Origin of the sequence: Streptomyces griseoviridis (assembly GCF_005222485.1) — a bacterium.
GTDB classification, from domain to species: domain Bacteria; phylum Actinomycetota; class Actinomycetes; order Streptomycetales; family Streptomycetaceae; genus Streptomyces; species Streptomyces hintoniae.
Genome location: NZ_CP029078.1, coordinates 1,926,692 through 1,951,390 on the forward strand (window position 1 = coordinate 1,926,692; position 24,699 = coordinate 1,951,390).

Consider the following 24,699-nt stretch of genomic DNA (forward strand, 5'->3'; position numbering starts at 1 on the left):
GCCGTGACGGGTTTCAGCGGCGGGAGCGGGTCGGCGGACGTCAGGTCACGTCGTCGTAGCCGTTGACGCGCTCGGGTCCCGACGACTGCTCGGGCAGGGCACGGGCCGCGGGGATCCGCTCGATCTCGCCGATGTCCTCAGGGGTGAGATCCAGCTCGGACGCCTCGTCGTCACCTGGGCCCTCGGCCGCGCGGCGCCTCTTGCGGCGGTCGTTCATCAGGGAGAAGCAGGCGGCGCCGAAGTACAGCACGCAGATCGGTCCGGCCAGGATCAGCATGGACAGCGGGTCGGTGCTGGGCGTGGCGACGGCCGCGAAGACCGTGATGCCCATGATCATGCCGCGCCACCAGCCGATCATGCGCTTGCCGGTGAGGATGCCGGTGAGGTTCAGCATGATCAGGAGCAGCGGCAGTTCGAAGGAGAGCCCGAAGACGACCACCATGCGGGTGACGAACTGCAGCAGATCGTCCAGCGGCAGCAGGTTGTCGACACCGACCGGGGTGAAGTCCATCAGCACCTTGGCGGACTTCGGCAGCACCTTGTACGCGAAGAAACCGCCCGCGAAGAAGAGGGGGGCGCCGGTGGCGACGAAGCCGTAGGCGTACTTCTTCTCGTGGCGGTGCAGACCGGGCGCGACGAACGCCCACAGCTGGTACAGCCAGACCGGCGAGGCGATCACGATGCCGGCCATCAGCGACACCTGGAGAGCCAGCGTGAAGGGGGCCAGCAGACCGTTGATGGTGATGCGCGCGCACTGCTGCTTGGATTCCTCCGACGTCATCAGCTCTTCGAACGACTTCGCGCATCCGACCGAGTCGAGGATGGGCTTCGTCAGAATGTTGATGATGTCGTTGTAGAAGAAGGCGGCCACGATCGTGACGACGACGATGGCGAGCATCGCCTTCGCGAGCCGGTTGCGGAGCTCACGAAGGTGATCCGCGAGGGGCATCCGCCCCTCTGGGTCCTTCTCCTGTGTGCGGGCAGACTTGGGCAACCCACGTCCTCATCTCGTGCGGCGGGCCGGGAGCGTCCGGCCCTGCGTCAGCGCTTGGTCGTGTCCGTGGTCTCGTTCACCGGGCGGGAGCTGGTGACATCGCCCGGAGCAGCCTGGATGGTGCGCTGCGCGTCGCCGGTGGTGGGCGGGTCGGCCGGAGTGGCGGCGTTGTTGCTGCCCTCGTCCTTCATCGCCTTGGCCTCGCTCTTGAGGATGCGCGCGGACTTGCCGAGCGAGCGGGCCATGTCCGGAAGCTTCTTCGCGCCGAACAGCAGGACGATGACGACGAGGATGAGAATGATCTCGGGAGCGCCGAGCCTTCCGAACATAATTCTTTACCTTCTCACCGAGGCGGCTGGGTGGGGTGCCGTCCGACCGGTCGGACATCTGTCCGATCGATCGCGTTGACAGCGATCGTAACGCTCAGGGGTGAACGTGAGGCAATCCCCGTGCGTACTCCCGGTCCGCGGCCAGGGCCTCGTTCGCCGGACCGCGACCAGCAGCGTACCTGCCGGGGTGGCCGGGATGACAGGCCGAAGTGACGCAAAACGCCTGCGGCCCACGACTCACACGCCCCCCACAGCACCCCTCACCGCGTGCCCGCCGAGCGTGCGGCGCTCTCCGCGGCCCGCTCCAGCTCCTCCGCGGCCCGGTTGATACGCCGTGTCGCGTCCGTCACCTGCGCGCCCAGACGCCGTGCCGCCACGAAGACCTGGACGGCGCACACCCCGAGCACCACCAGACCAAGGAACCCCAGCACCACCGCGAGCATCGGCCAGAACATACGGTGAGCCTAGACGGTCGGAGTCAGACGCAGCGTCCTGACCCCACCACCGGTCAGCAGCTCCACGATCCGCTCCCCGGCCGGCTTGCGGACCGCGGCACCGCACTCGGGACAGGTGAACGAGTAGAACGTGGTACGGCTGGTGGCACCTATCGCCAGGCGCAGCGCGGGCGCCGCCAGCTCGAAATGCCCCCGGCACTCCGGGCAGCCCGCCCGGAACACGACCGGCGCGACACTCCGCATCCCGGCGAACGCCGCCGCCACGGACATCCCCGGCGCCTCGGACGTCGTCGACTCGCTCACAGCCCCTGCTCCCGCCTGCCGTACTGCCCGTCGTGAACCCCGCCCGCCCCCGCCGCACCGGCCGGGACCACTCCGTCCGCGTCGTACGCCGCCAGCGCCTCGCGGGCCGCCCGCCGGGCACTGTCGGCGAGCGCGGACGGCGAGACGATCCGGCCGTCCCCGCCCAGCCGCAGCGCCAGCCGGCGCAGCGACGCCGGGTCAGGCGTCCGCAACGTGATGCGCAACCCGCCGTCCGCCAACTCCTCCGCGCTGTCGTGCGGGTAGTACTCGGCGACCCACCGGCCCCCCGGCCCCACCTCGACGACCACCTCGGGATCCTCCGCCGCGGGCTGCACCAGCCCCTCCGAGAGATCCCGCAGCTCCACCTCGGGAGGCGCCGACGGCTCGTCCAGGATCTTGATCTCGGCGACCCGGTCGAGACGGAACGTGCGCCGCGCCTCCGAACGCCGGCACCACGCCTCCACATAGGTGTGACCCACACTGACCAGGCGGATCGGATCGATCTCGCGCTCGGTGACCTCGTCCCGCGCGGGCGAGTAGTAACGGATCCACAGCCGACGGCGCTCCGAGATCGCCCGGTCGACATCCGCGAAGACCCCGCCCTCGGACTCGAACGTCACCGACAGACGGGAACTGGCACCCGCCGCCTCCCCCGCCGACGTCTCCACCTTGGCCGTAGCCCGCAGCAGCGCCTGCCGGTCGCTCTCCCGCAGGCCCGGCAACGTGGCCACCGCGCGCGCGGCCACCAGCAGCGCCGTCGCCTCGTCGGCGGCCAGCCGCAGCGGCTCGGCCGCCTCAGCGGCCAGCGCGGCCGGGTTGTGCCACCAGATGCGCTCACCGTCGGTGTCGATGTCCAGGAGGTCACCACCCCGGAAACTCGTACCGCACATCGGCAGCACGTCCAGATCCGAGACCAGCTCGTCCTCCGTCACACCGAAGGCGCGCGCCACGTCCTCGATGCGGGCGCCAGGACGCTCCCTCAGATACGTGACCAGCGAGAGCATCCGCCGGGTCTGGTCGATGGCGTTGACGGCCCTGACCGGTTTGCCTGCCACTGTGTTGTCCGCTCCCCCTCAGCCCTTGGCCACGGCCCGCAGCCGGTCCACCACGTCGGCCCGCAGCTCTGCGGGCTCGATGACCACCACGTCCGGACCGAACTCCGCCAGCCACGCGTCGAGCCCATGGCCGTACGGAACCTCCAACTCGTCCCAGCCGTCACCGAGTTCCCGAACCGCCGACGCTTTCGCCCGAAGGGGGTACCCGGCACCCGCCCGCAGCCGGATCAGCGCGGACCGGTCCGCGGTCTCCCCCGCCCACCCCGCCACCGTGTCCCGCACGGTGACCACATCGGGCACCTCCGCCGTGAACAGCCCGTTGCGGCTGCGCACCCGCCCGGTGATCCGCGACAACCGGAACACCCGCTCGGCACCGCGGTCCCGGTCCCAGCCCGCCAGGTACCAGTGCCCCCGCCAGCACTCCAGCGCCCACGGCTCCACCTGCCGCGGCTCGGGCCGGGCAGCGGTCGCCTTGCGGTAGTCGAACACGACAGGCCGACGGTCACGGCACGCCAGCATCAACGGCTCGAACGCCGCCTCGTGCACCGGGATGCGCGGCTCCAGCGCGCCGTGCGCCTCATACGGATCGACGTCCTCGGGCAACCCCGCCGCACGCAGCTTCTGCAACGCCCCACTGGCGGCACCCGCGAGCCTGGCCTGCTGCCACACCTTCGCGACCAGCCCGAGCGCGGCGGCCTCCTCGGCGTCCAGGGAGATCGGCGGCAACCGGTTGCTGTCCCGGCGGGCCCGGTACCCCGTCTCGCCGTCCAGGTTCTCCACGGTCTCGATGACCAGACCCAGTTCGCGCAGATCGTCCTTGTCCCGCTCGAACATCCGGTTGAAGGAGTCGTCGCTGCCCGCCTCCAGATAGGCCTCGAGCGACTCGCGCAGCTCGCGCTTGCTGAGGGGCCGCCGCGTCCCGAGCAGACACAGCGCCAGGTTCATCAGCCGCTCGGCCTTGGCAATGGCCATCGACGCCCTTCGCCTTCCCTATGGTGCTTATCAGCGTCGACCGTACCGCCCCGACGAGGCAGGACAAAGCGGAGGGCCCATGCCTGGTCAGGCATGGGCCCCGGGTGATCGCACGCGATCGGATCCCGCTCAGACTCCGAGCAGGTCCACCACGAAGATCAGCGTCTCACCGGGCTTGATCAGCGGGGTGGGGCTCTGGTTGCCGTAGGCGAGGCGCGCCGGGATCGTCAGCTGACGACGGCCACCGACCTTCATGCCCTGCACGCCCTGGTCCCAGCCGGCGATGACCCGGCCACCACCGAGCGGGAAGCGGAACGGCGCATCGCGGTTCCAGCTCGCGTCGAACTCCTCGCCGGTGCTGAACGCCACACCGACGTAGTGGACGGTGACGGTCTGGCCGGCCTTGGCCACCTCGCCGTCGCCCTCCCAGATGTCCTTGATCTCGAGGTCCGCCGGCGGCTCGCCGCCCGGGAAGTCGATCTCGGGCTTCTCGATGCTCACGTCTCTAGCTCCTGCTTGGTCTGCGGTAAGGCAACGGTCACAGTCTTACATCCCCACGGCCTCACATCTTCGCGAGGATGTCCACCGAGAACACCAGCACCGAGTCCTTCTTGATGCCGCTGCCCGACGGCGGGCTGTCGCCGTAGCCCAGCTTGGGCGGAATGACGATCAGCACCCGGCTACCCACCTTCTTGCCCGTCAGACCCTGCGCCCAGCCCTTGACGACCTGCTGGAGCGAGAACGACGTCAACGCGTTCCTGCTGTACGTGGAATCGAACTCCTTGCCGGTGTCCCACAGCACGCCCTTGTACTGCACCAGCACGGTGCTGTCGGCCCCGACCTCCTCGCCGTCCCCCTCGATCACGTAGTCCGCCACCAGCTTCGTCGGCGCGTCCGTCTTCGGGACATCGATCGAGGGCGCCTTGCCGTCGGTGTTCGTCCCGACCTTCGGCAGCTTCGCGTCGCCCTGCGCGACGTCCTTGCCCTTCGCGGAACTCTTCGAGTTGAACGCGTCCTGGATGTCGACCACGAACACCAGCGTGTCCGTGCCCTTGATCCCCGCCTGCGTGTTGCCCTGCGTGCCGTAACCCCACGTCGGCGGCACCGAGAACTCCACCCGGCTGCCCGCCTTCTTGCCCGTCAGCGCGTAACGCCACCCGTCGATGATGGTGCCCTGCGCCAACTGGATCAGCAGCGGCGTCTTCCGGTCGTAGGAATTGTCGAACACCTTCGCCGACGACCACACCTGCCCCAGGTAGTTGGCCTGGATGTAGTCGTTCTCCGCGACCGCCTTCCCGCCACCCGCGATCACCGTCTTCACCGCGAGCTGCTTCGACGGATCACCCGAGCCCTTCGCGACCGTCGGCTTCTCGTCGAACTTGGCACCCGCCGTGATGGCCGGCAACGGCCCGTCGACGATCTTCGGCGGCGGCGCCGCGGACCCCGACGCGGAAGCGGAGGGCGACGCGCTGTCGGCGGCCTTGCTCGTGTCGGACTTGTCGTCACCGCACCCGGCGAGAGCGACAAGTCCGGTGGGAACGGCAATCAGGAGTGAGCGTCGGCGCACGGTGGGGGCCTCAATCGATTCGATCTTGCGGATGACGTGCGCGCAACTCTACGACGTGAGAAGGGCGCCGCACGGAAAACGTGCGACGCCCGTGTTGCGTTCCGGTCTTTCACCGGAACGCGTTGCCCACCCGATCACATTCCCGCGATCAGCTTCTCCACCCGGTCGTCCACCGACCGGAACGGGTCCTTGCACAACACCGTGCGCTGCGCCTGGTCGTTGAGCTTCAGATGCACCCAGTCGACGGTGAAGTCCCGACGCTGTTCCTGCGCCCGCCGGATGAAGTCACCCCGAAGCCGCGCCCGAGTCGTCTGCGGCGGAACCGACTTGCCCTCGAAGATCTTCAAGTCGTTGCAGATCCGCGCGGCTTGACCCTTCCTCTCCAAGAGGTAGTAAAGGCCCCGACGACGGTGGATGTCGTGATACGCGAGGTCTATCTGCGCGACCCGCGGATGCGACATGGTCATGTTGTGCTTGGCCCGGTACCGCTCGATCAGCTTGTACTTCATGACCCAGTCGATCTCGGTGCCGATCCGGTCGAGATCCTCCGCCTCGATCGAGTCGAGCGTCCGGCCCCACAGCTCGAGGACCTGCTCGACCGTACCGGTACGGATACCGCGGCGCTCACAGAAGTCCACGGCCTTCTCGTAGTACTCGCGCTGCACCTCGAGCGCCGACGCCTCCCGGCCACTGGCCAGCCGCACCTTGCGCCGCCCGGTGATGTCGTGACTGACCTCACGGATCGCCCTGATCGGGTTCTCCAACGTCAGATCCCGCATCACCGTGCCCGCTTCGATCATGCGCAGCACCAGATCGGTCGCACCGACCTTCAGAAGCATCGTCGTCTCGGACATGTTCGAGTCGCCCACGATCACATGCAGCCGACGGTACCGCTCGGCATCGGCGTGCGGCTCGTCACGGGTGTTGATGATCGGCCGGGAACGCGTCGTCGCCGACGAGACACCCTCCCAGATGTGCTCAGCACGCTGACTGACGCAGTACACCGCGCCCCTCGGCGTCTGCAACACCTTGCCGGCCCCACACAGGAGCTGCCTCGTGACGAGGAACGGAATGAGGATGTCCGCGAGTCGGGAGAACTCCCCGTGCCGCGCCACGAGGTAGTTCTCGTGACACCCGTAGGAGTTGCCAGCCGAGTCGGTGTTGTTCTTGAAGAGGTAGACGTCGCCCGCGATTCCTTCCTCGTGCAGGCGTCGTTCGGCATCTACCAGGAGTCCTTCGAGAATGCGCTCGCCGGCCTTGTCGTGGGTGACCAACTCGGTCACGTTGTCACATTCGGGTGTGGCGTATTCCGGATGTGAGCCCACGTCGAGATAGAGGCGGGCGCCGTTTCGCAGAAAGACATTGCTGCTGCGGCCCCATGACACGACACGGCGGAAGAGGTACCGCGCCACCTCGTCAGGCGACAGGCGGCGCTGTCCCCTGAACGTGCACGTGACGCCGTACTCGTTCTCCAGCCCGAAAATGCGGCGGTCCATGACTGAACATTACGCCCGATCACCCGAGCTGAAACGGGGTTCGACAGCACGGTTTGGATCATTTTCCGATGAAGCCGCGACAACCGCCCGCCCCACAGGACCCGACAGCACCCGCGTCGTGACCAGCAGGACCAGCAACGACACACCCCCCGCCACCCCCGGCACCACGAAACCCCACCGCGCCCCGCCCGCCTCCACCACAGGACCCGCCAGCCCCGTCCCCACCGACGCACCCACCGTGAACGTCGTCACCAGCCACGAGAACGCCTCCGTCACCGTCCCCGCCGGCGCGTGCCGGTCCACCAGCACGAACGCACACGCGATCGACGGCGCCAGGAACACCCCCGCCAACGCCGTCAGCAACACCATCGGCACCGCGCCCGGCATCAACACCAACGGCAGATAACACACCGCCAGAAGCGCCACCAGCACCTGCAACCGCCGCGCCGGACCACCCGTCCAACGCCGCGCCCCGTACACCCCGCCCCCCACCAGCGCGCCCAGACCCAGCGCCGCCATCAGCCAGCCGTACACCACATCGCCCCCGTGCCCGTCCGCGTACGGCACCGCCGCCACCGTGATCGAACCGAGCGCGATCCCCACGAACAGGAACGCCCCCAGCAGCGCGACCAGCCCCGACGACCGCAGCGCCCCCAGCCAGTGCGCCTCCCGCGGCGCCGAACGCCACGCGCGCGAAGGCGGCGACAGCACCACCGAGAGCGCCCCGACCACCCCGACCGCGTTCATCACCAGCAAGGCCGCCTGCGCCGACCACAGCGACGTGCACAAGGTCACCAGCAGCGGCCCGACCGTGAACATCACCTCCTGGGCCACGGCGTCCATCGCGTACGCCGTGTGCACCTGCTCCTCCTCGCCGAGCACCCCCGGCCACAGCGCCCGCAGACCCCCCTCAAGAGGCGGCGTGAACAGCCCGGCCGCCGCCACCGTCAGGTGCGCGAGCCAGAGCCGGTCGGTACCGAAGAACGCGAACCCGGCCATCGCCACCGCCGACAGCACCGCCGCGGGCAACTGCACCCGAGGCTGCCCCCGCAGATCCACCAGCCGCCCCAGCAGCGGCTGCCCCACCGCGTTCGCCACCCCGTAGACCGCCGCCAGCGCGCCCGCGAGGCTGTAACCGCCCCCCTCCGCGCGCACGAACAGCACGATCGCGATCGCCGCCGTGGCGTTCGGCAACCGGCCCACCAGCGTCCCGACGAGAAGCCGGGCCGCGTGCCGCGCCCTGAGGATCTCCAGATACCCCGTGGCCATGTCCCGACCTTCCCGATCACCGCGCGCACCCGCCCCGAGCACCGCACGTGTTACGTATAACTTCGGCGTCTATACGTACCATGTGCGCTGTTCACGAGTCCATCCGAAGGAGCGTCCCGACGGTGCCACCCAACAGCACCCGACCCACCAGCCGGGACGTCGCACAGGCCGCCGGCGTCTCCCAGGCCGCCGTCTCCCTCGTCCTCGGCGACAAATGGCGCGGCCGCGTCTCCGAACCCACCGCCGAACGCGTCCGCGAAGCCGCCCGCGACCTCGGCTACCGCCCCAACCTCGCCGCCCGCAACCTCCGCCTCGGCAGCACCCGCACCGTCCTCCTCGTCGTCCCCGCCCTCACCACCGAGTTCTTCGCCGGCGTCTACACCGGCGCCGCCCGCGTCGCCGCCGACCACGGCTTCGGCGTCGTCCTCTACCCCTCCCCCGAAGGCGTCGGACCCGCCCGCGACCCCTTCGCCTCCGCCCAGGCCGCCCTCGACGGCGTCCTCGCCTCCTCCATGGCCGCCGACGCCCTCACCGCCATCCGCGGCGACCAACTCCCCCTCGTCATGCTCGACAGCGACCCCGCCGGCAGCCTCGGCGCCGCCACCGTCAACCTCGACATCGCCGACGGCGTCCGCCAGGTCGCCGACCACCTCCTCGCCCTCGGCCACCGCCACTTCCTGCACCTCGCCGCCGACATCCCCTCCTGGACCTTCGCCGCCCGCGCCCACGCCCTCACCGCCCGCCTCGCCACCACCCCGGGCACCACCATCCGCACCGCCGCCGCGCCCATCTCCATCGAAGGCGCCCTCACCGCCGCCGAAACCGCCCTGCGCACCCCGGGCCCCCGCCCCACCGCCCTCGTCTGCGACGACGACAAACTCGCCGCCGGCGCCTACAAAGCCGCCCGCCGCCTCGGCCTGCGCATCCCCGACGACCTCTCCGTCACCGGCCTCGACGACCTCGCCCTCGCCACCGCCCTCGACCCCGAACTCACCACCGTCCGCCTCGACTCCGAACTCTTCGGAGAAGCAGGCATGACAGCCCTCCTCGCCGTCCTGGAGGGCCGCACACCCGCCGCCGGCGACATCCCCGTCCACCTCGTCGTCCGCGGCTCCACAGCGCCCCCTGGCGCCCCCTGAACAGCCGAATGCCCCGGCCGTTTCCCCCAGCCGGGGCACCACATCGACGAACGCGACGGGAACCGTGCCCCGCCACCGCTCACACTCCTACGCGTCGTCAGAACCCTCGACGTCGCCCTCCTCGGCCTCCGCCGCCGTCGTCGCGCCACCCGCCTCCAGGAGCCGGTCGAGCTGACGACCCGTGATCCGCCGGAACTTCCGCTTCTGCGGCCGCGTACGGTCGAGCACCGCCACCTCGAGACGCTCCGTCGGAATGTCCCGCTGCGACCCGTTCGACTCACGCGACAGCGCCTGCACCGCCAGCTTCAGCGCCTCCGCCAGACTCATACCGTCCTGGTGCCGCTGATCCAGATAGGTACTGATCAGCTCCGCGTTACCACCCACCGCGACCGAACCGTGCTCGTCCACGATCGAACCGTCATGCGGCAGCCGGTAGATCTGATCACCCTCGGGGGTGTCCCCCACCTCGGCCACGACCAACTCCACCTCGTACGGCTTCTCGGCCGCACTGGAGAAGATCGTGCCCAGCGTCTGCGCGTACACGTTCGCCAGACCACGGGCCGTCACATCGTCCCGGTCATAGGTGTAACCCCGCAGATCCGCGTAGCGCACACCACCGATCCGCAGATTCTCGTACTCGTTGTACTTACCGGCGGCCGCGAAACCGATCCGGTCATAGATCTCGCTGAACTTGTGCAGCGCACGGGACGGGTTCTCACCGACGAACACGATGCCGTCGGCGTACTGGAGCACGACCAGGCTGCGACCACGCGCGATGCCCTTCCGGGCGTACTCCGCCCGGTCCGCCATCGCCTGCTGGGGTGAGACATAGAACGGCGTCGACACCGGTTATCCGTCCCTTTCTGTCTGAGTCACTTGATCACCTTCACACGACCGGCGGGAACTAGAGCAGCGCGGCCCGAGGACCATCGGGCTGCTCAAGGCGCCGCTCCAGGATCGAACGCGCGATCTCGGACGACTCGTCGTCGTTCAGACGGCGGAAGCCGTCCTCGGTGATCACAGTGACGATCGGGTAGATCCGGCGCGCGACATCGGGACCACCGGTCGCCGAGTCGTCGTCAGCCGCGTCGTACAGGGCCTGCACCACCAGCGTGGTGGCCTGGTCCTCGGTCAGGTCGTCACGGTAGAGCTTCTTCATCGCACCACGCGCGAAGATCGACCCCGAACCCGTCGCCGCGTAACCGACATGCTCCTCGGAACGGCCACCCGTGACGTCGTACGAGAAGACCCGGCCCTTCTCACGGTCCACGTCGTACCCCGCGAACAACGGCACCACCGCCAGACCCTGCATGGCCATGCCGAGGTTGGAACGGATCATCGTCGAGAGCCGGTTCGCCTTGCCCTCCAGCGAGAGCTGCACGCCCTCCACCTTCTCGAAGTGCTCCAGCTCCAACTGGAACAGCTTCACCATCTCGACGGCGAGACCCGCGGTGCCGGCGATACCCACCGCCGAGTACTCATCGGCCGGGAACACCTTCTCGATGTCCCGCTGCGCGATCATGTTCCCCATGGTCGCCCGCCGGTCACCGGCGAGCACGACCCCACCCGGGAAGGTCACGGCGACGATCGTCGTACCGTGCGGCGCCTCGATGACCCCCTGCACCGGCGGCAGCTGCCGCTTGCCGGGCAGCAGCTCGGGCTGGTGATCGGAGAGAAAGTCCATGAACGACGAGGACCCAGGCGTCAGGAAGGCAGCTGGTAGACGCCCGGTGCTACGAGTGTTGGCTTCCACGCGTTTCCTTCCACGTATGCAGCAGCCCGCCTTATGGCATCGGGCCGATCCTTGAACTGCCCCAGCGCGGCATTACAGCTGAAGCACAGTACGCCACGGACCCTACCCGTCTTGTGGCAGTGATCCACATGCTCTGCGGGAGCGGCAAGACATACGCAGCAAACTCCACGCTGCTCCGCCATGAGGGCGTCCACCTCGTCCGGTGACAGACCGTATTTCCGCTTGAAGTAGCCGATCCGATTCCGCTCGGCCCGGCACTCCCTGCAGTAGCTCGCCCAGCCGTCCGACGAGGACTTGCTCAGCTCCCACTCCAGGTGCGGCTTGACCTCGCTGCACCCCGGACATCGCTTGTGCCCAGGCGGCACAGCGACCTTGACGCGGACCTTCTTGCCTCTGGCCTCCTGGCGTTGCCGGTAGTACTCGGCCGAGCACTCTCGGCAGTACGCCTGGAGGCCGTCCCGCATGGCCTTGTTGCTCGCGAAGGCCGAGCGCGGCAGACACTGCTCACACCGCGGGCAGCGTCGCCCTTCTGCCGCTTGGGTCACTGAAGGATTCCCCCGTCCAACCTTCACTTCGAAGGCAAAATCACTCTCCACCCTTCTGAACGAAGGACCTCACGAAATCTTCTGCGTTCTCTTCGAGCACGTCGTCGATCTCGTCCAGCACCGAGTCCACGTCGTCGCTCAGCTTCTCCTGGCGCTCCTTGAGGTCGTCCGTCGCCTGCGCGTCCTGCGCCTGCTCCTCGACCTCCTCGGTGGAGCGCGTCGCCTTCTGCTGGCCGCCGCCGGTGTCCTTGGTTGCCATAACCCTCACCCCGCTCAGTTCGCCCGACATGGTCGACAGGTCGGCATTCCTGCCGATCGGTGATGATCAGACCCTACAAGCCCGGTCCGACATCGGCCCCGCAGTTGCGTCAACGTACGGAGGCCACCTCGATGATTCCCGGCCGCCGGGGTTTCCACCCCGGCGCGGGCCCCGCGTCTCGGGGCCGGGTCAGCTGCCCGACAACACCTTGACCAGGTCTTCCGCGGTGCGGCACCGGTCCAGGAGCTCCTTGACGTGATTACGCGTTCCGCGAAGCGGTTCCAGGGTTGGGACCCGCTGGAGCGAGTCCCGGCCCGGCAGGTCGAAGATCACTGAGTCCCAGGACGCCGCGGCGACGTCGTCGGCGTACTGCTCGAGACAGCGGCCGCGGAAGTACGCCCTGGTGTCCTCAGGCGGCTTCGTACGGGCCCGCTCGACCTCGTTCTCGTCCAGCAGCCGCTTCATCCGCCCCCGGGCCGCGAGCCGGTTGTAGAGGCCCTTCTCCTCCCGCACATCGGCGTACTGAAGGTCGACGAGGTGCAGCCTGGGGGCGTCCCAGTCGACGCCGTCGCGGCGCCGGTAGCCCTCCATGAGTTCGCGCTTGGCGACCCAGTCCAGCTCGCCCGCGAGGCTCATCGGATCGTTCTCGAGCCGGTTGAGGGTGTCCTCCCAGCGGGCGAGGACGTCCTTGGTCTGTTCGTCGGCGTCCGCGCCGTACCGCTCCTCCACGTACTTCCTGGACAGCTCGTAGTACTCCATCTGGAGCTGGACCGCGGTGAGTGTCCGGCCGCTGCGGAGCGTGACGAGCCGCTTGAGGCCCGGGTCGTGGGAGACCTGGTGGAGGGTGCGGACCGGCTGGTCGACGGCGAGGTCGACGGCGATGAAGCCGTCCTCGATCATGGAGAGGACCAGGGCCGTGGTGCCGAGCTTGAGGTAGGTGGAGATCTCGGAGAGGTTCGCGTCGCCGATGATCACGTGCAGGCGGCGGTACTTCTCGGCGTCCGCGTGCGGCTCGTCGCGGGTGTTGATGATGGGCCGTTTGAGGGTGGTCTCCAGGCCGACCTCGACCTCGAAGTAGTCGGCGCGCTGGCTGAGCTGGAAGCCGTGCTCGTGGCCGTCCTGGCCGATGCCGACACGTCCCGCGCCGGTGACGACCTGGCGGGAGACGAAGAAGGGCGTCAGGTGGCGCACGATGTCCGAGAAGGGGGTCTCCCGCTTCATCAGGTAGTTCTCGTGCGTGCCGTAGGAGGCGCCCTTGTTGTCGGTGTTGTTCTTGTAGAGGTGGATGGGCTGCGCGCCGGGCAGCTGGCCGGCCCGTTCGGCGGCCTCCGCCATGATGCGTTCGCCGGCCTTGTCCCAGAGGACGGCGTCGCGGGGGTTGGTGACCTCGGGCGAGCTGTACTCGGGGTGTGCGTGGTCGACGTAGAGCCGTGCGCCGTTGGTGAGGATCACGTTGGCGAGGCCGATGTCCTCGTCGGTGAGCTGGCTGGAGTCGGCGGCCTCGCGGGCGAGGTCGAAGCCCCGTGCGTCCCGCAGCGGGTTCTCCTCCTCGAAGTCCCAGCGGGCCCGTCGGGCCCGGTGCATCGCCGCCGCGTAGGCGTTGACGATCTGGGACGAGGTGAGCATGGCATTGGCGTTGGGGTGGCCGGGGACGGAGATGCCGTACTCCGTCTCGATGCCCATTACTCGCCGTACGGTCATGCGGCCCTCCTTGCCCGGCGGCGTCCCCGGTCGGGGACTCCGCTCAAGTACCGCCGGCGCTCCGGTGCGTGTGCGGTGCCCGTCCCCGCACTGCGCGACTCGGCGGTACCGATGAGCCTAGAACGCCTCTGCGCTGGTGTGGAGATCATTTGCGTCATTGCCTTGCTCCGGCCGGGTACTGAAAAGCAGTCGGCTGCGGGTACCCGGTGACGGGACCCGCAGCCGTCCTGTGTTTTACAGGTACTGCCCGGTGTTCGCCACCGTGTCGATGGAGCGTCCGGTGTCCGCGCCCTGCTTTCCGGTGATGAGGGTGCGGATGTACACGATCCGCTCGCCCTTCTTTCCGGAGATGCGGGCCCAGTCGTCCGGGTTGGTGGTGTTGGGCAGGTCCTCGTTCTCCTTGAACTCGTCCACGCACGCCTGGAGGAGGTGGGAGACCCTGAGGCCCTTCTGCTGGTGTTCGAGGAAGTCCTTGATCGCCATTTTCTTGGCCCGGCCCACGATGTTCTCGATCATGGCTCCGGAGTTGAAGTCCTTGAAGTAGAGGACTTCCTTGTCGCCGTTGGCGTAGGTGACTTCCAGGAAGCGGTTCTCCTCGGATTCGGCGTACATGTGCTCGACGGCCGTCTGGATCATGCTCTGGACGGTCGTCTCGCGGCTGCCCGCGTGCTCTCCGAGGTCGTCGGAGTGGAGCGGGAGGCGTTCGGTGAGGTATTTGCCGAAGATGTCCTTGGCGGCCTCGGCGTCGGGACGTTCGATCTTGATCTTCACGTCCAGGCGGCCGGGGCGCAGGATGGCCGGGTCGATCATGTCCTCGCGGTTGGAGGCGCCGATGACGACCACGTTCTGGAGGCCTTCCACGCCGTCGATCTCGGCGAGCAGCTGGGGGACGATGGTGTTCTCCACGTCCGAGCTGACGCCTGATCCGCGGGTGCGGAAGAGGGATTCCATCTCGTCGAAGAAGACGATGACGGGGGTGCCCTCGCTGGCCTTTTCGCGGGCTCGCTGGAAGACGAGGCGGATCTGCCGTTCGGTCTCGCCGACGTATTTGTTGAGGAGCTCGGGTCCCTTGATGTTGAGGAAGAAGCTCTTGCCCGCGGCTTGGCCGGTGACCTCGGCGACCTTTTTGGCCAGTGAGTTGGCGACGGCTTTGGCGATGAGTGTCTTGCCGCATCCGGGGGGTCCGTAGAGCAGGACGCCCTTGGGTGGGCGCAGTTCGTGCTCTTTGAAGAGGTCCGGGTAGAGGTAGGGCAGTTCGACCGCGTCGCGGATGGCCTCGATCTGGCCGCCGAGGCCGCCGATCTGCTCGTAGCCGATGTCGGGGACTTCTTCGAGGACGAGTTCTTCGACCTCGCTCTTGGGGACGATCTCGTAGACGTAGCCGGAGCGCGGTTCGAGGAGCAGGGCGTCGCCGGGTCGGATGGTGACGTCCAGCAGCGGCTCGGCGAGCCGTACCACCCGTTCCTCGTCGGTGTGCCCGAGCACCAGGGCGCGTTCGCCGTCCTCGAGGATCTCCTTGAGGGTGACGATGTCGCCGACGCGCTCGTACTTCATGGCTTCGACCACGTTGAGCGCTTCGTTGAGCATGACTTCCTGGCCGCGTCGGAGGCCGTCGATCTCGACGCTGGGGCTGACGTTCACCCGGAGTTTGCGGCCGCCGGTGAAGATGTCGGCGGTGCCGTCCTCGTTGGCCTGCAGGAAGACTCCGAAGCCGGCCGGGGGCTGGGCCAGCCGGTCGACCTCCTCCTTGAGGGCGACGATCTGGTCGCGGGCCTCGCGGAGTGTGTTGGCGAGTCGCTCGTTCTGGGCTGAGACGCCGGCCAGGTTGGTCTGGAGTTCGACGATCCGCTCTTCGAGAATCCTCGTGTGCCGCGGAGAGTCGGCGAGCTTGCGCCGCAGGACGGCGATCTCCTGCTCAAGGTAGGCAATCTGCCCGGCAGGGTCGTCGGACCCTCGTCCCGGGCGGATGCCGCGGTTCATGTCGTCGTCGTGGGCTGCCACGGTCCTCACCTCCTCCAAGGGGAGCTGGACGCTTCCAGACCCTACCTGGGTGGGTGTCGATTGAAACCCCTAGATCACAAAGACTGTCGGGGTGTGTCCGATCTTCACCCTTGCGCTCTCCCTCACGCCAAGGGGATACCCACCGGAGGTGAGGGGGAAGCGGGCGGAGGTAGGGTCGAAGTGTTCAACACCCGTCAGTGCTGGCCGGATTCCCGGTCCGCGAGGGGGAGAAACGGCAGGAGACATGAGCGTGCAGCAGGAGGCCGGGGTCGACGGTGAGGCGCTGGAGGTCTGGATCGACCAGGATCTCTGTACCGGCGACGGGATCTGCGCGCAGTACGCGCCGGAGGTCTTCGAGCTGGACATCGATGGTCTGGCGTACGTGAAGAGTCCTGGGGACGAGTTGTTGCAGGACAAGGGCGCGACGACGCCGGTTCCGCTGACGCTTCTCACCGATGTGGTCGACTCCGCGAAGGAGTGTCCGGGCGAGTGCATTCATGTGCGTCGAGTTTCGGACAGTGTCGAGGTCTTCGGTCCGGACGCGGAGTAATCAGATTGTTGCTTTGCGTGGTGGCTGTGTGAGGTCGCGGGCTCTGCCGGGGCGGGTCACACGGTGTGGGCTCCGGCGGGTGTGGAGCGGAGGAAGGTGCCGTTCTTCCACTGCCAGCGCGCGGGTTCGGTGACGTCGGGGCAGCAGCGGGGTATGTCGCTGGTGGAGTAGCCGAGCAGGGTGGCGAGGACGGATCCGTCGCGGATGGAGAAGTCGCTGACGGTGGTGCCGTCCTTGGGGTCGACGAGGGTCGCGACGACGCGCGGGGTGCCGTCGGCGGATCGGGTGATGACGTAGACGCCGTCGGGCGGGGTGCCCATGGGGGCGTCGCAGTGGACCACGGCGACGGTTTCGGGGGTGCCGTCGCCGTCGAGGTCGCCGGTGGCTTTCTCCTTGACGACGGTCTTGACCGGTCCGCAGGTGAGGGGGTAGTCGATGCCGGCCGGGTCGGGGGCCGCGGCGTGGGTGGCGCGCGGGGTGGGGTCGGCGGGTTGGGCCGCGGTCGCGGAGTTCGGCTGGAGGACCGAGGAGAGGGCCATGACTCCGGCGACGGCCGTCGCGGTGGCGACCCAGTGGATCGGACGGGTGTGCGTGTGTGCCAGTTCCGGGACGGCGGGGTGCTGCACGAGGAGTGTCTCCTGTGAGGGCTGTGCCGGTGGGGGTGGGGTGGCCAGCATCGTGCCACACGTCACAGGTGGGGGGAACGGCGGGGTGGGCTCGGGTGCGGGTGGGCTTGTCGGTTTGTGGCGTGGTGTCAACAGATGGGCGGCGCGGCCGGGTTCCCGAGTGGTCGGGGAACTGGGCCGCGCCGCCTGTGCGTTGTCCGCGGGAGGGGCCGTCTCAGCGGCGGCCGGCGCCTCCGTCGGCGTTCGGTCCTTCGTAGTCGTCGCCGTAGGCGCCCTTGGCGGGGCGGCGGCGGCGCATGGGGGGCTCGACGCCGTCGGCGAGGCGGCGGGCGGTGAGGAGGAAGCCGGTGTGGCCGATCATGCGGTGGTCCGGGCGGACGGCGAGGCCCTCGACGTGCCAGTTGCGGATCATCGATTCCCAGGCGGTCGGTTCGTTGAAGGAGCCGATCTCGCGGATGGATTCGACGGTCCTGGCGAGCTGGGTGGTGGTGGCGACGTAGCAGCAGAGGATGCCGCCGGGGACGAGTGCCTTGGAGACGGCCTCCAGGCACTCCCAGGGGGCGAGCATGTCGAGGATGACGCGGTCGACCTCGGTGTCGGACAGGTTGTCCTGGAGGTCGCCGACGGTGAGCTGCCAGGCGGGGTGGGGGCCGCCGAAGTAGCGCTCGACGTTCTGCTGGGCGATCTCCGCGAAGTCCTCGCGGCGTTCGTAGCTGTGCAGCATGCCCTGGTCGCCGATGGCGCGCAGCAGGAAGCTGCTGAGGGAGCCGGAGCCGACGCCTGCCTCGACGACGCGGGCGCCGGGGAAGATGTCGGCGAAGGCGAGGATCTGGCCCGCGTCCTTCGGGTAGACGACGGCTGCCCCGCGGGGCATGGAGAGGACGTAGTCGGGGAGCAGGGGGCGCAGCGCGAGATAGGCGACGTTACCTGTGGTGCGGACAACGCTGCCCTCGGGTGCGCCGATCAGCTCGTCGTGCGGGAAGGAACCTTTGTGGGTGTGGAAGTTCTTTCCGGCTTCGAGCGTGAACGTGTAGTGGCGGCCCTTGGGGTCGGTCAGCTGAACCTGGTCCCCGACCTTGAAGGGCCCGCGCCTGCGGGCGGCACCGGTCGGTTCGGACATGTGACCAGCCTACCGGCCTTTGCGGGGGGCGCCGACCACGGGCGGGGGCGGTTCAGGAGGGGCGGGCCATGGCTTTGACGAAGGCGCGTTCGACGTCGGCGGCGGAGAGGACTCCGTAGATCGCGCCGGTTTCCTCGACGACGAGGTACTCGGTGGCGGGGGTGGCGCGGAGGGCGTCGAGGAGGTCTTCGCCGGCGAGTTCGGCGGAGACGCGCATGCCGTCGGTGAGGTCCTGGGCGAGGCCGCTGACGGCGACCCAGGGGCGGCGGTGTTCGGGGACGCCGACGATGGCGGCTTCGCGGACGAGGGAGAGGGGGGTGCCGTCGGGGTCGACGACGACGAGGGCGCGGGCGCCTGCGGCGTTGGCGCGGCGGAGTGCTTCGGAGAGGGGGGTGTCGGTCTCGACGGGGACGGCGCGGCGGGTGAGGTTGCGGGCGCGCAGTTCGGGGAGGTGTTCGCGCAGGCGGGCCATGCGGAGGCTGTTGCCCGCGCCGGTCCAGATGATGGCGGCGAGGATCGCGGCGAGCAGGGCGTCGAAGACGGTGTCCATGCCGACGTTGTCGACGGCGGTGGAGCCGAGGGCGCCGGACTGGGTGAGCAGGGGGAGGCCGATGAGGACGGTGACGGCGAGGGCGCGGCCGACCCAGGCGGCGGCGATGGTGCCGCTCATGGGTTTGCCGGTGATCTTCCAGACGACGGCGCGGAGCATGCGTCCGCCGTCGAGGGGGAGGCCGGGCAGGAGGTTGAAGGCGGCGACGATGAGGTTGGAGATCATCAGTCCTGCGAGCAGGACACCGGGGACGGTGCCGGGTCGGACGGCAAGGAGGCCGAGGTAGAAGACGCCGGAGAGGACGAGTGAGAGGAGGGGTCCGACGAAGGCGAGGACGAATTCGCGGCCGGGGGTCTCGGCTTCTTTCTCGATCTCGGAGACGCCGCCGAAGAACTGGAGCTGGATGCGGCGGACCGGGAGTTTGAAGCGGAGGGCGGCGACGGTGTGGGCGAGTTCGTGGATGAGGACGGATCCGTAGAAGGCGACCGCGAAGAAGAGGGAGACCAGGTAGCGGGCGGCGCCGAGTTCGGGCAGGACGCGTTCGAGCTGGCCGCCGAAGACCCAGGTGATGAGGGCGGCGACGAGGAACCAGCTGGGGGCTACGTAGACGGGTACGCCGAAGGGTCGTCCCATGAGGAGCCCGCCTCGGGGCTCGGGGGGTTTGCGCGGCGGGCGCTTGCCGCCACCGCCGCCGCTTCCGTCACCGCCGGTGCCGCTGCCTCCGCCGTTGCCTGAGTGGGCGAGGGTGCGGTGTTCCTCGTGGGTGGGCTCGGGGGTGTGGTGCGGCCGGGGGGCGGCGGGCCGGGCGGGGTCGCTGCCCTCGGGCGGGGTGGGGCCGGGGGTGCCCGTGCCGCTGGAGCCGGCATCCGTGCCGAGGGGCCCGGGGGTGCCCGTGCCGCTGAAGCCCGGGGTGCCCGTGCCCGTGGGCGTGGAGGGGCTCGGGGTGGGCGGTGGGGTCGTGCCCTCGGGGGCCGGGGTGTCGTCGGCGCGGTCGGTGGGTGCCGGGGGCTCGGGGGTGGGGGTGGTCGTCGGCTGGACGCGCGGCTCGGGGTCGGTGTGGGGGGTGGGTGGGTGCGGGCCGTTGCCCATCGCGGCGTCTCCCTTGGCTTCGTCGTCCGGCGCCTGGGGGCGCGGGGCGTCCGTGGGGTGGTCGTCGGTGGTGCCCGGGGTCTGGGGCCGGGTGGCCGACTCGTCGGTGTCGGACCGCGGCTGCCGGGCCCCGCCGGTCTCGCCGGTCTCGCCGGTCTCGCCGGTCTCGCCGGTCTCGCCGGTCTCGCCGGTCTCGCCGGTCTCGCCGGTCTCGCCGGTCTCGTCCACGGTCTCCCCTTGGTCCCCTCGTTCGAAGCGGTCTTCCACGCCGGGTGGGCGGAAGGGTCTGATGTCGATGGTATGCGGCCGTCGTGGCGCGTTTCGCCCCGGCACCCCCTGTGTTCCCCGGGTCGTCGCACGGTTCGGTGGCTGGGGTGGGGTGACTGTCAGTGGCGGGCCGTATGGTCTGGGGCATGGAGACGAGCACGGAGGGCGCCGGGACGGCGTCGGGGGCAGTGGTGGAGGCGGCGGGCGCGGGCGGTCGGGCGGCCGTGGCGCCGGCGAGTCTGTCGCCGTCGCGGGCGGGTGACTTCATGCAGTGTCCGCTGCTGTACCGGTTCCGGGTGATCGACCGGTTGCCTGAGAAGCCGAGTGCGGCGGCGACCAGGGGCACGCTGGTGCACGCGGTGCTTGAGCGGTTGTTCGACGCGCCGGCGGCGGAGCGTACCGCGCCGCGGGCGAGGTCGCTGGTGCCCGGTCAGTGGGAGCGGTTGCGGGAGTCGCGGCCCGAGGTGGTGGAGCTGTTCGCGGACGATCCGGAGGGCGAGCGGCTCGCGCGCTGGCTGGACGAGGCGGAGGCGCTGGTGGAGCGCTGGTTCACGTTGGAGGATCCGACGCGTCTCGAGCCGGCCGAGCGTGAGTTGTTCGTGGAGACGGAGCTGGATTCGGGGCTGCGGCTGCGCGGGATCATCGACCGGGTGGATGTGGCGCCGACCGGTGAGGTGCGGATCGTCGACTACAAGACGGGGAAGGCGCCCAAGCCGCAGTTCGCGGAGGGCGCGCTGTTCCAGATGAAGTTCTACGCGCTGGTGGTGTGGCGGCTGAAGGGGGTGGTGCCGCGCCGGCTCCAGCTGGTGTATCTGGGCAGTGGGGATGTGCTGACGTACGACCCGGTGGTGGCGGATCTGGAGCGGGTGGAGCGGAAGCTGCTCGCGTTGTGGGAGGCGATCCGGTCGGCGACGGAGACGGGTGACTGGCGGCCGCGGCCGACGAAGCTGTGCGGTTGGTGCGATCACCAGGCGCACTGTCCGGAGTTCGGGGGCACTCCCCCGCCGTATCCGCTGCCGGTGAGGGTGCCCGATCCGCAGGCGGGTGAGCAGGGCAGAATGGGGCCGGGCTAGCTAAGGAGTTTCACGTGGCCATCCGTGTCCTACTGGTCGACGACCAGCCGCTGCTGCGTACCGGCTTCCGGATGATTCTGGAGGCGGAGCAGGACATCGCGGTCGTCGGTGAGGCCGGAGACGGTCTTCAGGCTCTGGACCAGGTGCGGGCGTTGCAGCCCGATGTGGTGCTGATGGACATCCGGATGCCGCGGATGGACGGGGTGGAGGCGACCCGGCAGATCACCGGTCCCGGGCGGGACGGTCCTGCGAAGGTGCTGGTGCTGACGACGTTCGATCTGGACGAGTACGTGGTGGAGGCGTTGCGGGCGGGGGCCAGTGGCTTTCTGCTGAAGGACGCTCCGGCGAACGAGTTGGTGCAGGCGATCCGGGTGGTCGCGGCGGGTGAGGCGATGTTGGCGCCGAGCATCACGCGGCGGTTGCTGGACAAGTACGCGACGCATCTGCCGTCGGGGGACGAGCCGGTTCCGGACACGCTGCACACGCTCACCGACCGTGAGGTGGAGGTGTTGAAGCTGGTGGCGCGCGGGTTGTCGAACGCGGAGATCGCGGCGGATCTCTTCGTGAGCGAGACGACCGTGAAGACGCATGTGGGTCATGTGCTGACGAAGTTGGGGATCAGGGACCGGGTGCAGGCGGCGGTGTACGCGTACGAGAGCGGTCTGGTGCGTCCTGGCGCGCAGTGAGGCGCGGTGGTCGCGGGCTCTTTGAGGGGCGCGTGATCGTGGATGAGGGGCCCCACCCGGTCGGGTGGGGCCCCTCATGTGTCAGGCGTGGTGGTGCGGGTGGCGGGTCAGCCGGCGACGCCTCGGCCCAGCTCCCAGAGCTGGAGCGTGGAGGAGGAGTTGAGGGCGTAGGCGGTGCCGGTGATGTCGTCGCGGGCGGCGACGTACTGCTTGCCCTGCCACAGCGGGAGGAAGGGGATGTCGTCGGCGACGAGGTCCTGGATCTCGGTGAGTGTCGTCGAGGCCGAGAGGCGGTCGGCGGCGCGGCGGGACTCGGGGATCAGGTTGTTGATGATCTTGTTGTTGCGGTAGGGCGAGTTGAGGAAGTTGTCCTTGTCGAGGAAGGGCGCGACGTAGCTGTCGGCGTCGGGGAAGTCGGGGAACCAGCCCATGCCCCAGACGTCGTACTCGCCCTTGCGTTCGGCGGGGACGAAGGTATCCCAGGAGGTGCCCTTGATGGTGATGTCGAAGAGGCCGCTGCTGTTGAGCTGCTGCTGGAGCTGCTCGAACTCCTTCTTGGTGACCGCGCCGTAGTGGTCGGTGGTGTAGTTCAGGGTGAGCTTGACCGGCGTGTCGATGTTGGCGGCGGCGAGGGTGTTCTTCGCCTTGGTGGCGCTGGGGTCGCCGTACTTGTTGAAGAAGGAGTTGGAGTGGCCGGTGATGCTCGCCGGGACCATCGAGTAGAGCGGCTCGGCCTGTGATCCGTAGACCTTGGCGACGAGTTCGGGCCGGTTGATGAGTTCGGCCATCGCCTGGCGGACGGCCTTGTTCTTGACCGTGGGCGCGTTGGTGTTGAAGGCGAGGTAGCGGATCTCGAGGCCGGCCATCTCGACGAGGTCGACGTCGCCGTCGGTCGAGGTGGAGAGCTTCTGGACCTGTTCGGGCGTCATGCTGCGGGTCATGACGTCGACGTCGCCCTTGTTGAGGGCGGTGCCCATGGTGTCGGCGTCCTCGAAGGACACCATGTCCACCTTGTTGTTCTTGACCTTCAGGGCGCCCTTGTAGTGGGGGTTCTTGGTGAAGGTGGCCTTGACCATCACGTCGCCCTTGACCTCGGCCTTCATCGTGTAGGGGCCGGAGCCGTCGATGTCGAAGCCGTCGCGGAGCTTGTCCTTCTGGTAGTCGTCGGGGTTCACGATGCCGGCGACGGGGGTGGACAGCTTGTACGGGAACGTCGCGTCGGCGGTCTTGAGGTGGAAGACCACTTCGCGGTCGCCGGAGGTCTCGACGGTGTCGATGGTCGACAGGAGCGCGAAGACGCCGGAGTCGGACTTGATGGCCCGTGCGCGGTCGATGGAGAACTTCACGTCGGCCGCGGTGATGGCGTTGCCGTCGGAGAACTTCAGTCCTTCGCGGAGCTTGCAGGCGTAGCGCTCGTTGCCGGTGTCGGTGAAGCCGCAGCTCTCGGCGGCCTCGGGGACCGGGTCGCCGTCGCCCTTGGGCTGGACCATGAGGGTCTGGACCGTCTGGCGGAGGATGTTCCAGGTGCCGACGTCGTACGAGTACGCGGGGTCCACCGGCGCGGGGGCGTCCTTGGTGGCGGTGAACCGGTCCGTGGTGCCCACGACGATCGCATCGCCGCCACCGCTCCCGCTGCCGGACCCGCCGCAGGCTGCGAGCACCGGCGCGAGCAGACCGACCACGGCCGGCAGCACCAAAGTCTTGCGGTTCATGCTCGTTTTTCTCCAGAGCTGTCGAGTCCGTGTATCCGGCATGCAAGGGGTGTCGCGGGCGGATCACGGGGTAAGGGCGATGTTCTCGCGTCGAGATTAGTCGGCGGCGGCGCGGGGTTCGGCGGGGAGTGGACTTGAGCTGCCATCACGCTGCGGAACCGGCCGTGGACGGACTGAAAACCCGTCAGCGGAAGGATTAGTGCAGCGTTCCATCAATCGGGACACAAGGGCGTGTCGGCGCTGCCCGAATCGGGGTGAACAGCACATGCCTCCGCGGCTGTCGACCCCCAGGAACGTGGGGAAGCTCACAAGAACCAACGCCGTTGCGGTGTACCGGAATTCAGCCATCCGTCGGGATTCGAATTCCGGTGAGCCCGGGTGCGGGAATTATCTCGCTATCGGCGCCGCACGCTGGGTGAACGCTCGGCGCATTTCCGTCATGGGGCGGCGATCAGACCGCGCAGAAAAGCCAGGTCGACCTGTTCGAGGGAGGCGACGACGGTGCGGCGCGCGGCGGGGTCGATGGGGGCGAGGGACGGTACCGCGACGACGTGGCAGCCGGCCGCCTCGGCGGAGGCGACGCCGGTGGCGGTGTCCTCGATGACCGCGCATCTGGCCGGATCCACTCCGAGCCCGGCGGCAGCGGCGAGGTAGGGGTCGGGGTGCGGTTTGGTGCGGGGGACCTCGTCGCCCGCGACGGTGAGGGTGAAGTGGCGGGCGCCGAGGGAGCTGATCACGCGGTCGATGATGCGGCGGTGGGAGGCGGAGACCAGGGCGGTGGGGATGCCGTGTCCGGAGAGTTCGGCGAGCAGCCGGGCGGCGCCGGGCATGAGCGGCAGGGTCCGTCCGATGCGGGCCTCGAATCCGTCGTTGAGGAGCACGGACAGTTCGGCGAAGGTGATGTCGGCGCCGGTGGCCTCGATGAGGAAGCCGGCGCTGCGGGTCATGGGGCCGCCGACGACGATGTGGCGCCATGCCGCGTCGAGGGTGTGGCCGAGCCGGCGGAAGATCTCCACCTCGACGTCCCACCAGAAGCCCTCGGTGTCGACCAGGGTGCCGTCCATGTCGAGGAGGACGGCCTGGAGTGCCGAGCCTTCGGCTGTTCGGGTGACGGGCGCGGGGACCGTACTGGTCATCCTGGCGCACCTCCTCGGGGGGCGGTCAGGCCGGTTCCCGTGCGGGAACCGG

General features: G+C 69.0%; 25 protein-coding genes. 4 read left to right on the top strand and 21 right to left on the bottom strand.

Features of this window, described 5'->3' with window-relative positions:
• Nucleotides 1–40: 40 nt before the first annotated feature.
• From tatC to DDJ31_RS07645, 10 genes are all read right to left on the bottom strand, one after another.
• On the bottom strand, nucleotides 41–994 hold the full coding sequence (tatC, locus tag DDJ31_RS07600) for a twin-arginine translocase subunit TatC (protein WP_127181054.1): 954 nt from the start codon (nucleotides 992–994) through the stop codon (nucleotides 41–43).
• Between the two features lie 47 nt (nucleotides 995–1,041).
• Nucleotides 1,042–1,323 (bottom strand): Sec-independent protein translocase subunit TatA, encoded by a 282-nt coding sequence (gene tatA, locus DDJ31_RS07605; RefSeq protein ID WP_127181053.1) that lies wholly within the window; start codon nucleotides 1,321–1,323, stop codon nucleotides 1,042–1,044.
• 260 nt (nucleotides 1,324–1,583) lie between these two features.
• Nucleotides 1,584–1,778 carry a hypothetical protein gene (locus DDJ31_RS07610; RefSeq protein ID WP_127181052.1) on the bottom strand — a complete coding sequence of 65 codons (195 nt, stop codon included), beginning with the start codon at nucleotides 1,776–1,778 and terminating at the stop codon, nucleotides 1,584–1,586.
• A gap of 9 nt (nucleotides 1,779–1,787) precedes the next feature.
• Entirely contained in the window at nucleotides 1,788–2,081 is a 294-nt protein-coding gene (locus tag DDJ31_RS07615) for a hypothetical protein (RefSeq protein WP_127181051.1), read from the bottom strand.
• Nucleotides 2,078–3,136 (bottom strand): helix-turn-helix transcriptional regulator, encoded by a 1,059-nt coding sequence (locus DDJ31_RS07620; protein ID WP_127181050.1) that lies wholly within the window; start codon nucleotides 3,134–3,136, stop codon nucleotides 2,078–2,080. Before DDJ31_RS07620 ends, DDJ31_RS07615 begins: the two co-directional genes overlap by 4 nt.
• A gap of 18 nt (nucleotides 3,137–3,154) precedes the next feature.
• The gene (locus DDJ31_RS07625) at nucleotides 3,155–4,108 is read right to left on the bottom strand and encodes a helix-turn-helix transcriptional regulator (protein ID WP_127181049.1); all 954 of its coding nucleotides are present in this window, start codon (nucleotides 4,106–4,108) and stop codon (nucleotides 3,155–3,157) included.
• A gap of 129 nt (nucleotides 4,109–4,237) precedes the next feature.
• Nucleotides 4,238–4,609, bottom strand: a complete 372-nt coding sequence (locus DDJ31_RS07630) for an FKBP-type peptidyl-prolyl cis-trans isomerase (protein ID WP_127181048.1) — start codon at nucleotides 4,607–4,609, stop codon at nucleotides 4,238–4,240.
• 61 nt (nucleotides 4,610–4,670) lie between these two features.
• The gene (locus DDJ31_RS07635; RefSeq protein WP_127181047.1) at nucleotides 4,671–5,675 is read right to left on the bottom strand and encodes an FKBP-type peptidyl-prolyl cis-trans isomerase; all 1,005 of its coding nucleotides are present in this window, start codon (nucleotides 5,673–5,675) and stop codon (nucleotides 4,671–4,673) included.
• Between the two features lie 134 nt (nucleotides 5,676–5,809).
• Nucleotides 5,810–7,171 (bottom strand): Pup--protein ligase, encoded by a 1,362-nt coding sequence (gene pafA / locus DDJ31_RS07640; RefSeq protein ID WP_127181046.1) that lies wholly within the window; start codon nucleotides 7,169–7,171, stop codon nucleotides 5,810–5,812.
• A gap of 9 nt (nucleotides 7,172–7,180) precedes the next feature.
• A complete protein-coding gene (locus DDJ31_RS07645; RefSeq protein ID WP_171480784.1) occupies nucleotides 7,181–8,440 on the bottom strand; it encodes an MFS transporter in 1,260 nt (419 codons plus the stop codon).
• Nucleotides 8,441–8,562: 122 nt separating this feature from the next.
• Here DDJ31_RS07645 and DDJ31_RS07650 point away from each other — a divergent pair, with 122 nt between their 5' ends.
• Complete coding sequence (locus tag DDJ31_RS07650) at nucleotides 8,563–9,579, top strand: LacI family DNA-binding transcriptional regulator (protein ID WP_127181045.1); 1,017 nt, start codon at nucleotides 8,563–8,565, stop codon at nucleotides 9,577–9,579.
• An 87-nt stretch (nucleotides 9,580–9,666) separates the two neighbouring features.
• Here the strand turns inward: DDJ31_RS07650 and prcA are convergent, their stop codons facing one another.
• From prcA to arc, 6 genes are all read right to left on the bottom strand, one after another.
• A complete protein-coding gene (gene prcA / locus DDJ31_RS07655) occupies nucleotides 9,667–10,425 on the bottom strand; it encodes a proteasome subunit alpha (RefSeq protein ID WP_127181044.1) in 759 nt (252 codons plus the stop codon).
• A gap of 58 nt (nucleotides 10,426–10,483) precedes the next feature.
• On the bottom strand, nucleotides 10,484–11,332 hold the full coding sequence (gene prcB, locus DDJ31_RS07660; protein WP_127181043.1) for a proteasome subunit beta: 849 nt from the start codon (nucleotides 11,330–11,332) through the stop codon (nucleotides 10,484–10,486).
• A complete protein-coding gene (locus DDJ31_RS07665; RefSeq protein WP_127181042.1) occupies nucleotides 11,284–11,796 on the bottom strand; it encodes an endonuclease VII domain-containing protein in 513 nt (170 codons plus the stop codon). Before DDJ31_RS07665 ends, prcB begins: the two co-directional genes overlap by 49 nt.
• 121 nt (nucleotides 11,797–11,917) lie before the next feature.
• A complete protein-coding gene (locus DDJ31_RS07670; protein WP_127181041.1) occupies nucleotides 11,918–12,136 on the bottom strand; it encodes a ubiquitin-like protein Pup in 219 nt (72 codons plus the stop codon).
• Nucleotides 12,137–12,325: 189 nt separating this feature from the next.
• On the bottom strand, nucleotides 12,326–13,837 hold the full coding sequence (gene dop / locus DDJ31_RS07675; protein WP_171480785.1) for a depupylase/deamidase Dop: 1,512 nt from the start codon (nucleotides 13,835–13,837) through the stop codon (nucleotides 12,326–12,328).
• 234 nt (nucleotides 13,838–14,071) lie between these two features.
• Nucleotides 14,072–15,838, bottom strand: a complete 1,767-nt coding sequence (arc, locus tag DDJ31_RS07680; RefSeq protein WP_127181040.1) for a proteasome ATPase — start codon at nucleotides 15,836–15,838, stop codon at nucleotides 14,072–14,074.
• A gap of 244 nt (nucleotides 15,839–16,082) precedes the next feature.
• Here arc and DDJ31_RS07685 point away from each other — a divergent pair, with 244 nt between their 5' ends.
• The gene (locus tag DDJ31_RS07685) at nucleotides 16,083–16,388 is read left to right on the top strand and encodes a ferredoxin (RefSeq protein WP_127181038.1); all 306 of its coding nucleotides are present in this window, start codon (nucleotides 16,083–16,085) and stop codon (nucleotides 16,386–16,388) included.
• 56 nt (nucleotides 16,389–16,444) lie between these two features.
• Here the strand turns inward: DDJ31_RS07685 and DDJ31_RS07690 are convergent, their stop codons facing one another.
• From DDJ31_RS07690 to DDJ31_RS07700, 3 genes are all read right to left on the bottom strand, one after another.
• The gene (locus DDJ31_RS07690; protein WP_127181037.1) at nucleotides 16,445–17,014 is read right to left on the bottom strand and encodes a hypothetical protein; all 570 of its coding nucleotides are present in this window, start codon (nucleotides 17,012–17,014) and stop codon (nucleotides 16,445–16,447) included.
• A 214-nt stretch (nucleotides 17,015–17,228) separates the two neighbouring features.
• Nucleotides 17,229–18,134, bottom strand: a complete 906-nt coding sequence (locus DDJ31_RS07695) for a tRNA (adenine-N1)-methyltransferase (RefSeq protein ID WP_127181036.1) — start codon at nucleotides 18,132–18,134, stop codon at nucleotides 17,229–17,231.
• Between the two features lie 52 nt (nucleotides 18,135–18,186).
• Nucleotides 18,187–19,773: a site-2 protease family protein gene (locus DDJ31_RS07700; RefSeq protein ID WP_240678452.1), complete on the bottom strand. Its 1,587-nt coding sequence runs from the start codon at nucleotides 19,771–19,773 to the stop codon at nucleotides 18,187–18,189.
• Nucleotides 19,774–20,186: 413 nt separating this feature from the next.
• Between DDJ31_RS07700 and DDJ31_RS07705 the strand changes: the two genes are divergently transcribed.
• A complete protein-coding gene (locus tag DDJ31_RS07705) occupies nucleotides 20,187–21,113 on the top strand; it encodes a RecB family exonuclease (protein ID WP_127181035.1) in 927 nt (308 codons plus the stop codon).
• 14 nt (nucleotides 21,114–21,127) lie between these two features.
• On the top strand, nucleotides 21,128–21,799 hold the full coding sequence (locus tag DDJ31_RS07710) for a response regulator (RefSeq protein WP_093831789.1): 672 nt from the start codon (nucleotides 21,128–21,130) through the stop codon (nucleotides 21,797–21,799).
• A gap of 107 nt (nucleotides 21,800–21,906) precedes the next feature.
• Here DDJ31_RS07710 and DDJ31_RS07715 read toward each other — a convergent pair whose 3' ends face one another.
• Together DDJ31_RS07715 and DDJ31_RS07720 are read right to left on the bottom strand one after the other, a co-directional pair.
• The gene (locus tag DDJ31_RS07715; protein ID WP_127181034.1) at nucleotides 21,907–23,511 is read right to left on the bottom strand and encodes an ABC transporter substrate-binding protein; all 1,605 of its coding nucleotides are present in this window, start codon (nucleotides 23,509–23,511) and stop codon (nucleotides 21,907–21,909) included.
• Nucleotides 23,512–23,948: 437 nt separating this feature from the next.
• A complete protein-coding gene (locus DDJ31_RS07720) occupies nucleotides 23,949–24,647 on the bottom strand; it encodes an HAD family hydrolase (protein ID WP_127181033.1) in 699 nt (232 codons plus the stop codon).
• Between the last annotated feature and the right edge of the window lie 52 nt (nucleotides 24,648–24,699).